We start from the raw sequence: 12,615 nt of genomic DNA, 5'->3' as shown, positions 1-12,615 counted from the left end.
GGCCCGGGGGAGCGGCCGTCGCGCGGCCGCTCCCCCGGCCGCGACCGGGTCACGGGCTCCCGGCAGCTCCGCCGGGCCGGAGCACGGCGGCGAGCTCGTTCCACAGGTGGGCGGCGCTCTCGGCGCCCTTGAGCAGCAGTGCGACGTCGACGCTCTCGTTCGGCGCGTGGATCCGGTCCTCGTCCAGGCCGACAGCGAGGAACACCAGCGGAGCGCCGAGGACGTCGGCGATCTCGGCCTCGGGGCCGCTGCCTCCCTCGCGGGTGAACAGCACCTCCGTCCCGAAGGCCCGCCGCATGGCGTCGCGGGCGGCCCGCACCGCGGCCGAGCCGATGTCGGAGGCGCAGGGCCGTACCCCGGGCCCGGCGAAGGTGACCGTGGCCCGCAGCCCGGGCGGCAGCGCGCCGGCGACGTACTCGCGGACCAGGGCCTGGACACGCGCGGGCTCCTGGTCGGGGACGAGCCGGAAGCTCACCTTCGCGTGGGCCGACCGGGGCACGATGGTCTTGGGCCCCGCACCGGTGTGGCCGCTCCACATGCCGTTCACCTCGGCGGTCGGGCGGACCCAGACGCGTTCCAGCGTGCTGTAGCCGGCCTCGCCGGCGGCGGCCGTGCTGCCGGCCGTGCGCAGCCAGGCGGCCTCGTCGAACGGCAGCTTGGCGATGAGGGCGCGTTCGGCGGACGAGACCTCGACGACGTCGTCGTAGAAGCCGGGGACCGCGACCCGCCCGTCGGAGTCGTGCAGTCCGGCGAGCAGCGCGGCGAGGGCGTGCGCCGGGTTGGGTACCGCGCCGCCGAAGGAGCCGCTGTGCAGGTCGGCCTCGGGGCCGTGGACGTCGATCTGGCAGTCGGTGAGGCCGCGCATGCCCACGCACATCGACGGGGTGTCGGCGCTCCACATGGTGGTGTCGGAGATCACCACCACGTCGCAGGCCAGCCGGTCGCGGTGCGTGCGCAGCAGCGCCCCGAAGTTCGGGGAGCCCGACTCCTCCTCGCCCTCGACCAGCAGCCGCAGGGTGACCGGCGGAGCCGCCGCGCCGGACGCCGCCAGGTTGGCGCGCAGGCCCAGGGTGTGGAAGAGGACCTGGCCCTTGTCGTCGGAGGCGCCGCGGGCCCGTATCCGGCCGTCGCGCTCGACGGGGGTGAAGGGGTCGCCGTCCCACAGCTCCACCGGGTCGACCGGCTGCACGTCGTGGTGCCCGTAGACGAGCACGGTGGGCGCGTCGGGATCGGCCGCCGGCCATTCGGCGAAGACGGCGGGTGCGCCGGAGGCCTGCGCACCCGGGGACGCACCGCCGGTCGGCCAGATCTCGACCGTGGGGAACCCCGTCGCCGTGAGGTGCGCGGCCAGCCACTCCGCCGACCGGCGGACGTCGTCGGCCCGGGCCGGATCCGCCGATATGGACGGAACGGCCAGCCACTCCTTGAGGCCGGCGACGAACTCACCGCGATGCCGTTCGATGTACGCGCGCACGTCCTCCGTCAAGGGAATGGCTCCTCGTCTCGTCGGTTCGTCCGGCGGCGGGCCCGCCGAGGTCTGTGTACAGCGGGCCGCCTCCATTGCGCAACGCGGAACGGCCCGGTCGTCATCCCGGGCGCGGCCGAACGGCGTCCCGGCGCCGATCCCCGCTCGGCCCCCGCGCCCCGCCTCGACGCACGACCGCGCGATCGTGACCCGTTCCGGCAGGCCCGCCCATTACCGGGCCGGAAGCGTCCTGATCAGCGCGGTTCTGGCCCACCCACGAACCAACGAACGCGATCTACTAGGCGGCGCGCACGGGCCCGGCCTCCCCGGGGGACCCGCCCGGGGCGGTACAGCGGGGGCGCCAGGCCCCAGGTGCCGTTGCCCCGCCCGTGAAACCAGGTCGGACCCGCCGCTATCATGCGGTTTGACACTTTCGTTGTTTTCGCCGCCCCCGGCGGGGAACCGGGCACACCCTCCCGGCACACACCCGTGGTGCCCCGCCCCGGGGAGGCTGCGACGGACCGCCCTCGGCCCGACAGCTCAGGAGAGACCCGCATGTGGGAGTCCCCCCGCACCGCGCTGGCCGCGCTGGCCGCGCTCGCGCTCACGGTCGGCGTCGCCGGATGCGCCGGACCCGGCGGCACCGAGACCGCGGACGACACCCGGGACGAGACCACGGCCGAGGAACCCGCCCCGCCGCTGGCCTTCGCCCCCGAACCCGCCTTCGAGCTGGACACCGGCCCCGGCGAGGACCGCCCCGCGGTCCTGCACGAACAGTCGGTGTTCGTCGCCGACGAGGGCGGCGTGAGCGTGTTCGACACCGCCACCGGCGACCGGACCGCGCGCGCGGACACCGAGCACACCCCCCTCAACGAACCGTGGACCGTGGCGGAGGCCGACCCGGGGCAGCTCTCCGAAGCCGAGGCCGCCGAGCTGGAGGCGCGTGCGGCCAGCAGAGCGCCGGTGGGCCGACCCACCGTGGCGCACCAGGACGCGGCACCTGCCGTCCTGACCGCGCACGCGGTACGTTCGGGGGAGGGGGAGAGCGGGCCCTACGCGCTGGAGGTCATCGCCCTGGACGCCGCCGACGGCCAGGTTCTCTGGCGCCACCTCGTGGAACTCCCCGACTGGGACACCGACGACGGCGCCCTCTCCGCCACGGTCGAGGCCGTGCACGAACAGACGGCGGCCCTGCGGCTCATGGGCGACCGGATGATGACGGGCGCGCTGGCCATCGACACCCGCAGCGGCCGGACCCTGTGGCACGACGACCGCTTCGTCATCATGGGCGCGGACGGCGACACCCTGGCGGGCGTGCTCTTCACCGAGGACGCCCAGGTCTTCCAGGGGATCGGCATCACCGACGCCGGGCAGCGGTGGTCCACGACACTGGACGCGCCCCTGATGACCACCACCACCGTGGGCCCCTACGTCAACGTGGAGGGCCAGGGCGACAGCCCCCGCCTGCTGCGCTCCGGCACCGGCGAGGCCGCCCCGGCCACCGAGGACGGCCTGACCGAGCAGACGCGCTGCATGGAGGACGCCTCCGCCACGGTCGTGGTGTGCGCCGGACCCGACGAGGGCGCCCTGGCCCTGGACTCCTCCACCGGACAGCAGCTGTGGCGCCTGCCCGCCGACACCAGCGCGACCTGGACCGGCACCCCCACCGCGGCCTACGGCGACCTGATGTACGTGTCCAGTGAGGACGCGACGGTGGTCATCGACCCGGCCACCGGAGCGCTCGTCCACGACGACGCCGGAACCGCCCCCGACGCGGTGAGTTCCTCGGCCGCGCTGGTCTGGGACGAGGGCAGCAGGAACCTGAGCGTCCACCACCCCGCCGACCCGGTCTCCTAGCTAGGGGCGGGCGCGCCCGGCCCGCGCGGCCACCCCCTACTCCGGAGCCACCTGGGGTCACCCTGTGGATGGACGGCCGAGCGCCCGCGGGCCCGCCTAGTCTGAGCATGTCAGGCGGCCGCGGCGGGGCCGCGGGCCAGCGGGGCGGATCGGGCGGTATGGGCGAGGACCAGCAGGCAGCGGACACGGCGGGCGGTGGGGCGAAGGGCGCCCACACCGTCACCCGGCTGGTGCGGCGCGCGCTGCGCGACGCCGTCCGGACACCCCCGGCCCAGCTGCCCCGGCTCACGCTCCCCGCCGAGACCAGCCCGCGGGCGGTGCTCGGCGGCATCTGCGCCGGCATCGCGGACCGCCGCGGCCGGTCGCCCGCTCTCGTACGGCTGCTGTTCGTTGCTCTGCTCCTGCCGGCGCTCGCCTATCCCGTGATCTGGCTGGTGCGCATCGCCCGGCGCCCGGAGGCACACGGCCGCGACCGCGCCAACCGCCAGCTCTTCCTGGCGCTGACGGCCGCCGCCGTCACGGCCCTGAACACCGCCCAGGCCCTCGCGCAGGGCCTGCCCGTCACGGTGGCGCTCGCCGCCGCCCTCCTGCTGGGGCCGCCGGTCGCCCTGGTGGGCCGCAGTCCGCTGGCGGCCTGGCGGTGGCTGACCGCCATACTGCCCGCCGTGCTGGTCGGGATGCGGCTGGTCCCGGCCGCCTTCGTCGAACCTCCCCTGGCCGCGATCGCCTGCTACCTGCCCCTTCTGTTCGCCGTGGGCACCCAGTACCCCCGGCACGTGGTGGCCGGTGTCGGGGGCTGCACCGCCGCCATGGTGGTCGTCTCGGGGGCCGTCGCGGACGCCGACGCGGCGGTCCTGGTGTGGAGCATCGTGGTGGCCGCCGTGGTGCTGATCGCGGGAGACAACGTCCGGATGCGGCGCGAGGCGGCCGCGGGGTGGAGCCCTGCCTCCGATGACGACGTCCGGCCGGAACGCCGGCGGGCGCCGATCCCCGTGTGGGACGGCGTCCTCGACGCGCTGTGGCGGGCCCCGACGGCCCGGCCCGGCGGTCCGATCCGGCTCCCCGAGCACCCGCGCCGCCCGCGTGCGGGACGGCTCGTGGCCGGGGTGTGCCAGGCCCTCGCCGGCGGGTCGCCGCGGCGGGCCGCCGCTCTGCGGGTGCTCTTCGCGGCCGGCTGCCTGCTGGGGTTCACCGGAGGCGTGCTCTACCTGCTGTTCTGGCTCGTCCTGCCGGCCGGGCCAGCGGACTCCGGGGCGGCGGACGGCGGCGCGGACGCGCAGGGCGAGGGAGCCGGCGGCACGCGCCGGCCGGCCTCCACCCGGGAGTTCCTCGCGTGGCTGGTGCTGTTCGCGGTCGGCGCCGCGGTGGCCTCGCTGGCCACGGTGCAGATCGTGGCCTTCTTCTCGGCCAGCGCCCCCGTGGCGGTGGTGTTCGGGCTCGCCTTGGGGCTGCCGCTCGCCGTGCTCCCTCGTTCGCCGCTGCTGACGTGGCGGTTCATGGCCATCGGCCTGTTCGCGCTGCTCTTCCTGGCCGCGCTCGTGGGCGGGGGCGAACCACTGCCCGCCTCCTTATCGCGCGCGCTGTCACCGACCATCATGTGGCCGTGGCCGGTCGCCGTCCTGCTGGCGCTGCCGGTGGTGCTGTACCTGGTGGCGATCAGCTACCCGAGACGGATCACCGTCGGCGTGGGCACGGTCACCGTGGTATTCGACCTCCTCGCGGCGAGTCTGCTGTGGGGCACTCCGCTCCTCCAGACCCTGTGGCTGGCGGCCGTCGCGGTCGCGGTGCTCGCCTACGGGCACAACGTGCGGGCCCGCCACGCGGCGCAGCGCGAACTCGCGCAGGAGAGTGCGCTGCGCCGCCAGGACCGGGCGCGGCAGGCCGTGCTGGAGGAGCGGTCCCGCATCGCGCGGGAGCTGCACGACGTGGTGTCGCACCACATGTCGCTCATCGCCATCCAGGCCGAGGCCGCCCCCTACAAGTACCCCGGCCTCACCCCGGAGACCACCGCGACGTTCCACACCATCCGCGACACCGCCCGCGACGCGCTCACCGAGATGCGGCGCGTGGTGGGCCTGCTGCGTGCCGACGGCGAGGGCGCCGAGCGCGCGCCGCAGCCGGGCCTCGAACAGCTGCCCGACCTCGTGTCGGGGGCCCGGCAGGCCGGCATGCGGGTGACCGTCGAGCTCGCCGCCCCGCCCGCCGACCTGCCCAGCGCGATCGGCCTGTCGGCGTACCGCATCGTCCAGGAGTCCCTGAGCAACGCCGGGCGGTACGCGCCCGGCGCCGACGTGCACGTCGAGGTGTCCCGCGCCGACCACCTGCTCGTCGTCCGGGTGCGCAACTCCCGCACCGACCACCCGGCCGCCGCCCCCGACCTCGACTCCGGCGGGCACGGCCTGGTGGGCATGCGGGAGCGCGTCGCCATGCTCGGCGGCGCACTGAGCGCCGGGCCGCTCGCCGGCGGCGGCTTCGAGGTCCACGCCCGGCTCCCCCTCGCGGATCCGCCGACGGGTTAGCCGGCGGGTCTGCCGGGGGCACCGGCCGGAGAGCTCCGATCCGGCCCACCGATCGTGCCGAACCGTGCCGAACCACCTCTTCCGGCGAGGCCGTAGGCTGAGCGCCGTGCCCATCACCGTAGTTGTCGCCGACGACCAGGCCATGGTGCGCGACGGCATCGCCACCCTGCTGGACGCGGCCCCCGACATCAGCGTGGTCGGCCAGGCCGCCAACGGCCGTGAGGCGGTGGAGCTGGCACGCCAGCGCCGGCCCGACGTCGTCGTGATGGACGTGCGGATGCCGGTGCTCGACGGCCTGGCCGCGACCCAGGAGATCACCGCCGTCGACGGCGATCCGGCCGCCGGCACCCGCGTCCTCGTCCTCACGACATTCGACCTCGACGAGTACGTCTACGAGGCGCTGGGGGCCGGGGCGAGCGGGTTCCTGCTCAAGGACGCGCCGGTCGAGGACCTGCGCTCCGCCGTCCGGGTGGTGGCCGGGGGCGAGGCCCTCCTGGCGCCGTCGGTGACCAAGCGGCTGATCGCGGACATCGCGCGGCGCCGCCGCGAACGGATCCAGGGCCGCCCCGAGGCGTTCGCCGACCTCACCCCGCGGGAGGTGGACGTGCTGCGCCAGATCGCCCGCGGGCTGTCCAACTCCGAGATCGCCGAGGAGCTGTACCTCGCGGAGCAGACCGTGAAGACGCACGTGGGGCGCATCCTCACCAAGCTGGGCCTGCGGGACCGCACCCAGGCCGTGGTCTTCTGCTACGAGAACGGGCTGGTCTGAGTCCACTCGGCCGGACCTCCAGAGGCCGGTCCGCCTGTCGGGCCGCTCCCGGATGAGGCTCCGCGTGGCCTTCCCGCTCCACAGCCGCTCGGCCGCTTTCCCCGCTCCACAGCCGCTCGGCCGCTTTCCCCGCTCCACAGCCGCTCGGGCTGGTCCGCCGCGCGTACTCCTCGCCCAGGCGCGGGGCCCGGCGCGGGCTGGCAGCGGTGCGTAGCTCCGGGTGCGGCACCGAACCGTCCGGTGCCAGCTCGGCGGCAGTCTCGACGCCGGCGGCGACCTCCACCCGCCGGGCGGCGAGCGCTCCTCGGTTCCGCTCGCCTCGGAGCGGCCGCACCCCGCGTCGCCCGCGGCCGGGTCCGGCCGTGCGCCGGACCGGCCTCCTCACTGACCTCACCCGGCGGACTCAGGTGCGTCTCCCCTCGTTCGGTGGCGGAGGAGCCCGAGCAGGGTGATCGGGGAGGGCGCTACGGCCGTCTCGCGCGGCCGCGCGCCGTCCGGTCCGGCCCCCTCCATGGCGAGCGTGCCGCGCTGGGCTCCCGCCCGCCCTCCAGCGTGCGGCGCTCGGCCGCGGTGGCCGGGAAAGCAGGGCGGTCCCACCGTCGTGGCCGAGACCGCACCCGGTCCGCGGGGGGGCACGGCCCGGCGCCGGAATGCCGGTTCTGGCCGTGCGAAGGTAGCTCCCCGGAGCCAGGGCCGGAACCACTCCCAGGACCGACGACCAGGCGGTTCCACGCTTCCTAGCGTTCCGGCCATGGCTCGACTCACCCGAACACTGGCGGTGCCGGCGCTGCTGGCGACGATGCTCGGCACGGCCGGCCCGGCCGCCGCCGAAGCGGTGCCGGGTCCGCTGGACTACACCGCCGCGACGCCCGGCGGCCGCCAGCTGCTGGCCGAGGATCCGGCCGGCTCCGGGCGGATCGTCGAGGTACTGGGCGACCTCGCGACGGCCGAGCACGTGGCGGTCATCGTCCCCGGGAGCGGGCAGCACCTCGGCAACTTCCGGTCCAACCCCGAGCACCCCGGCACCGTCCCGGTCACCAACGGTGTGAACCTGCTCGCCGAGACGCGGCGCCAGCGCCAGGACACCCGGGTCGCGGTGATCGTGTGGCTGGGCTACCTGCCCCCGCAGTCGCTGAACCTCAGCGCCGTCACCAGCGGCCTGGCGCGTGAGGGCGCCGCCGAGCTCGTGCGCTTCGTCAGTTTCGTCCGCGCGCAACTCCCCGCCGACCCGCACGTGACACTGGTCTGCCACAGCTACGGCACCGCGGTCGGCGGCCGGGCCGTCCTGCGGGCGGGCGTGGCCGACGACGTGGTGGCGCTGGCCAGCCCCGGCATGGGCGTGGACAGCGCCGACCAGCTGCACGCCCGCGTCTGGGCCACCCGCGCGGCCGACGACTGGATCCGCTTCGTCCCCCACGTCCGGCTGGGCCCGATCGGCCACGGAGCCGACCCCGTCGCCCCCGGCTTCGGCGCCCGCGTGTTCGCCGCGACCGGGGCGCGCGGCCACGAGGAGTACTACGAACCGGGTGGCGCCGTGCTGACCAACACGGCACGGATCGTCCTCGGTGACTACGACGACGTCCCGCTGGTCGCCTCCTGATTCGCGGATGAACCTCCGCCGCCGCACGGCGGCCCAGCGGAACCGCCAGCGGGCACGCCCGCCAGCCGGGGCGGGAGCGGCGGCAGCGGAGCGGCACCCCGCCCGCCCCCGGACCAGCACCCCGCAGCGGCCGTCCGCACGCGCCGAGGCCGCCGCCTCGCCACCCGAGACCGGCAGCCGGCTTCCGCCCGTGGAACCCCGGTCGCTCCCCTACGGCCACCGGCCGCCACGGCCATGAGGCGATCACCGGCCAGGACGTACCCGCGGCTGTCCCGCATCCCGCCGACCGACGGCCCGGACACGTATCCCGTCGACGCCGCCCCCACCCCGCCCCGGAACCGGCAGCGAACGCACCGGGCCGACCGGGCGGGGCCCCAGCAGCCCGAAACCCGCCGTCCGGCCGACCACGCGGCACGGAAGCCCCGCCTCTGGACCGCGTCGGACTCCCGTGCCGCTGACCGCGTGTCCCCGGCCGCTGGGCAGCAGCCCCAGCGATCGCCTGGCCGGGGCCGAGGCGGTCAGCCGCCACGCCGCGCGCACGTGCGGGTGACCGGCACTCCCGCGTGCGCCGGCCGACAGCCGGGAATCCGGAGGTCGGAGCGGCCGGTGCGCTCCAGCGGGCGCGTCAGCGAGCGCCCGGCCCCCAGCCCCGGCGAGACCGTCGGCAGCGGCAGGACCTCCTCCGGCCGGCCGCTCCCGGAGCCGTCCGGGACTCACCGCGCTTTCCCCCGCGGACGGCGCACCGCCGATGCCCCGCCCCCCGAGGATCGGCGCACGCTCACCGCGGTTGTGGTCGCGCACCCGCGAAGCCGGCAGCGCGTGCTCAGGGGGTCCGGAGGGAGCACCGACCAGCCGCCGCACCGCGGTCCCGGCTCGCGGTACCACGTCCGGCACCCGGATCGGGTCCGGCACCGGCTCGCGCGTCCGTTCCGGCCGGCCGCGTCGGCTGGCTCGGCGGTCACCGGATCGGCAGGCCCGGCATCACGCCCGGCGCGCCGTCACCGCCCCGGCGGCCGACCCCGTCTCCGCGGCCTCACTCCGCCTCCGGAAGGCGCTCCACCAGTGCGGCCAGGCCGACCGCGTCCAGCAGGTCGGCGGGACGGATGGTGAGTCCGGCCCGGACGTAGTGGAAGGCGGCCCGGACGTTCCGCAGAGGGACGCCGGCCAGTTCGGCCCACGCGATCCGGTAGGCGGCCAACTGGACCGCCACCGCGCGGCGCTCGCGGCCGGTGCCCGGCGGGCGGCCGGTCTTCCAGTCCACGACGTCGTAGTGGCCGCGCGCCCGGTCGTGGAACACCGCGTCCATGCGGCCGCGCACCAGGCGGTCGCCGATGATGGTCTCGAACGGCACCTCCACCTCCAGCGGCGTGCGGGCGCCCCACTCGCTGGCCTCGAACAGGCGGCGCAGCTCCGCGAGGTCCTCGTCGGGGCCGGCCTCCTCGTCGGCCGCGCCGGGCAGTTCGTCGGGGACGAGCAGGCTCTGCTGGCCGTAGCGCTGCTCCAGCCAGGAGTGGAAGGCCGTGCCGCGGCGGGTGTGCGGCGCGGGCGGGCGCGGCAGCGGGCGGCGGATCTGCCGGGCCAGCGCGGCCGGGTCGCGGGCCAGGGTCACCAGCGACGAGACCGTGAGGTGCGCCGGCAGCTCCACCTGGACGGTGCCGTCGCCGCCGGAGGGCTGCCCGTCGCGGTGGGCGAGCAGCAGGTCGGTGTCGCGCCGCCAGCCGGACAGCCGCCGCCGCATCGCGGGCGGCATGTCGGCGCGGTCCAGCCGCGACAGCCACTCGGCGCCGGCGCCGTCCTGGGCGAGCCGCACGAGGTCGGCCCCGGCGCGGATCCGCCGCTCCCGCTCCGCGGCCTCCCCCTCCTGGCCGCCGGCCGGCGGCCAGGAGACCGGCTCCACCTCGACCAGCCGGGGGTTGGCCGCCCCCTCGTCCGGCGGCGGCACCCACTCCGCGACCCGTCCCGCGCCGGCCTCGCACGCCTCCCTGATCTCCTCCAGGAACGGCGACGGGCCGCGCCGTCCCCGCGCGGTGCCGCCCCACCAGTGGCCGGTGCAGAGCAGCGCGTAGGAGGCCCGCGTCACGGCGACGTAGGCGAGCCGCCGCTCCTCCATCCGGTGCCGCTCCTGGTCCGCCGCGACGAACCGGGCGATGTCGTCCTTGCCGACGTCGGCCAGCTTCGGCAGCCCGGCCGCGTCACCGCGCAGCGGGAACGGCAGCTTCTGCTCGTGCTTCAGCCAGGCGCCGGAGTCCCGGGCGTTGGTGGGGAACAGCGGAGACCGCCCGCCGCACAGCCCCGGCACCACCACCAGCGGCCACTGCAACCCCTTGGAGGCGTGCACGGTCATCAGCTTGACGGTGTCGCTGCCGCCGACCCGTTCGCCCGGTTCCAGCCCGTTCTCGGCATCCTCCGCGGAGCGCAGGTAGCTCAGGAAGGTGCCCAGGGTCGGGTCGTCGCTGTTGCCGACGAACCGCACCGCGGCGTCGACGAACGCGTCGAGGTCCGCGCGGGCGGCGACCGGGTCGCGGCCCGGCCGCGCCGCCACCTCGATGTCGAGCCCGAGCGCGCGCTCGACCTCGGTGACGAGGTCGGGCAGCGGCTGGCCGACCAGCCGGCGCAGGCCGCGCAGCTCCTCCGACAGCCGGCTGAGCCGGGCGTGCCCGGTCTCGGAGTAGCGCTCGGCCGGCCCGAGCTCGTCCAGGGCGTCCACGAGGCTGCCGTTCTCGGCGGTGAGGTCGAGGACGGTCTGCCGCAGCAGGTCCGCGGGCCCGTTGGCGGCGCCCTCGGGGTCCGGGGCGGCGTCCGGCCCGGCGGTCCGGGGGGCCTCGTCCGCTTCGGGGGGCGCGGTGCGCAGGTCGCGGCGGGTGCGCTCGGCGAGCTCCTTCGCGCGGTCGCCGAGCGCGACCAGGTCGCGGGGGCCCAGGCGCCACCGGGGACCGGTGAGCAGCCGGGCCAGCTCGTTGCCGGCCGTGGGGTCGTGCAGCACCCGCAGGGTGGCGACGATGTCGCGGACCTCGGGGACCGCCATGAGGCCGCCCAGCCCCACGACCTCGACCGGGATGTCGCGCTCCTCCAGGGCGGCGCGCAGCACCGGGAACTGCGCGCGCTTGCGGCAGAGGATCGCGACGTCGCCCGGGGTGATCCGGCCGCCGCCCTCGCCGGCCGGCCACGGGTCGCCGTCCGGCGCGAGGTGCGCGGGCTGGGCCAGCACCGTCTCGACGGTGCGGGCGATCCACTCGGCCTCGGCGACGTCGGTCTCGAAGAGCCCGCAGGCCACCGCGCCGCGTCCGCGCCGGGCGGGACCCGGGTGCAGCACCGGAACGTCGGCGGCTTCCGCCCGCAGCGGCTCGGAGACGTGGCGGGCCACCCGCAGGACGCGCTCGCCGTTGCGGAAGCTGGTGGCGAGCTGGCGCACCCGCGCCGCGCGGCCGGGCGCCTCGGGGAAGTCGGTGGGGAAGCTGGTCAGGTTCCCGGAACTGGCGCCCCGCCAGCCGTAGATGGACTGGCACGGGTCACCGACCGCGGTCACCGGGTGGCCCCCGCCGAACAACGAGCGGAGCAGCACCAGCTGGGCATGGCTGGTGTCCTGGTACTCGTCCAGCAGCACGACGTGGAACCTGCCGCGCTCCACCATGCCCACCTCGGGGTGGCGCTCGGCGATCCGCGCCGCGAGCACCACTTGGTCGCTGTAGTCCATGACCTCCCGGGCCGCCTTGGCCGCCGCGTACCGCTCGACCAGGGGCAGCAGCTGCTCGCGCCTGCGCTGCACCGCGAGCAGCCGGCGGGTGTCCGCCGTCGGACGGCGCGTGAGGGCGGCCGCGCGGTCGCGCAGCCAGTCGCCGACCCCGCGTACGTCGTCGGGGGTGCGCAGGTGCTCGGCGAGTTCGCCGGCCAGGGCGAGCAGCCGGGCGGTGACGGTGCCGGGCCCGACGTCGATGTCGTCCATCGGCCCGTCGTAGCTGCTCACGACCCGGCTGGCCAGCTGCCAGGACTGCGCCTCGCTGATCAGCCTGGTGGACGGTTCGATCGCCTCGCGCAGCGCGTGGTCGCCGACCAGGCGGGCCGCGTAGGAGTTGTAGGTGGAGACCGTCGGCTCGCCGTCCAGCACCTCGGCCGGCACCTGCTCGGTCGCCCGGAGCTGGTCGAGCCGCCGGCGCACCCGGTCGGCCAGCTCGGCGGCGGCCTTGCGCGTGAAGGTCAGCCCGAGCACGTGCTCCGGGCGCACCAGCCCGTTGGCGACCAGCCACACCACCCGACCGGCCATGGTCTCGCTCTTGCCCGACCCGGCGCCGGCCACGACCACGCCCGGTCCGAGCGGCGCGGAGATGACCTCGGCCTGCTCGGCGGTCGGCTCCGGCTGCCCGAGCATGCGCGCGAGCTCGGCGGGCGTGAAGACGGGGGCCGAGGG

At 76.4% G+C, this 12,615-nt stretch carries 6 protein-coding genes; 4 read left to right on the top strand and 2 right to left on the bottom strand.

Features of this window, described 5'->3' with window-relative positions:
• Positions 1–49: 49 nt before the first annotated feature.
• Entirely contained in the window at positions 50–1,492 is a 1,443-nt protein-coding gene (locus tag DEF28_RS22340) for a dipeptidase (protein ID WP_233515481.1), read from the bottom strand.
• Between the two features lie 528 nt (positions 1,493–2,020).
• On the opposite strand from DEF28_RS22340, the gene DEF28_RS22335 reads away from it, so the two are divergent.
• The 4 genes from DEF28_RS22335 to DEF28_RS22320 all read left to right on the top strand — a co-directional run bounded on the left by DEF28_RS22335 (position 2,021) and on the right by DEF28_RS22320 (position 8,210).
• Entirely contained in the window at positions 2,021–3,322 is a 1,302-nt protein-coding gene (locus tag DEF28_RS22335; RefSeq protein ID WP_114399812.1) for an outer membrane protein assembly factor BamB family protein, read from the top strand.
• A 158-nt stretch (positions 3,323–3,480) separates the two neighbouring features.
• A complete protein-coding gene (locus tag DEF28_RS22330; RefSeq protein ID WP_114399813.1) occupies positions 3,481–5,841 on the top strand; it encodes an ATP-binding protein in 2,361 nt (786 codons plus the stop codon).
• A gap of 106 nt (positions 5,842–5,947) precedes the next feature.
• Positions 5,948–6,610: a response regulator gene (locus DEF28_RS22325; protein WP_114399814.1), complete on the top strand. Its 663-nt coding sequence runs from the start codon at positions 5,948–5,950 to the stop codon at positions 6,608–6,610.
• Positions 6,611–7,361: 751 nt separating this feature from the next.
• Positions 7,362–8,210: an alpha/beta hydrolase gene (locus tag DEF28_RS22320; RefSeq protein WP_158562900.1), complete on the top strand. Its 849-nt coding sequence runs from the start codon at positions 7,362–7,364 to the stop codon at positions 8,208–8,210.
• A 1,033-nt stretch (positions 8,211–9,243) separates the two neighbouring features.
• Here DEF28_RS22320 and DEF28_RS22315 read toward each other — a convergent pair.
• A partial coding sequence (locus DEF28_RS22315) for an ATP-dependent helicase (RefSeq protein ID WP_147280221.1) occupies positions 9,244–12,615 on the bottom strand: 3,372 nt, incomplete at its 5' end.

It is taken from the genome of Marinitenerispora sediminis (genome assembly GCF_003336425.1).
Classification (GTDB): Bacteria; Actinomycetota; Actinomycetes; order Streptosporangiales; family Streptosporangiaceae; genus Marinitenerispora; species Marinitenerispora sediminis.
Note: the sequence above shows the minus strand (reverse complement) of the source record. Positions and strands in the feature narration are given on the sequence as shown.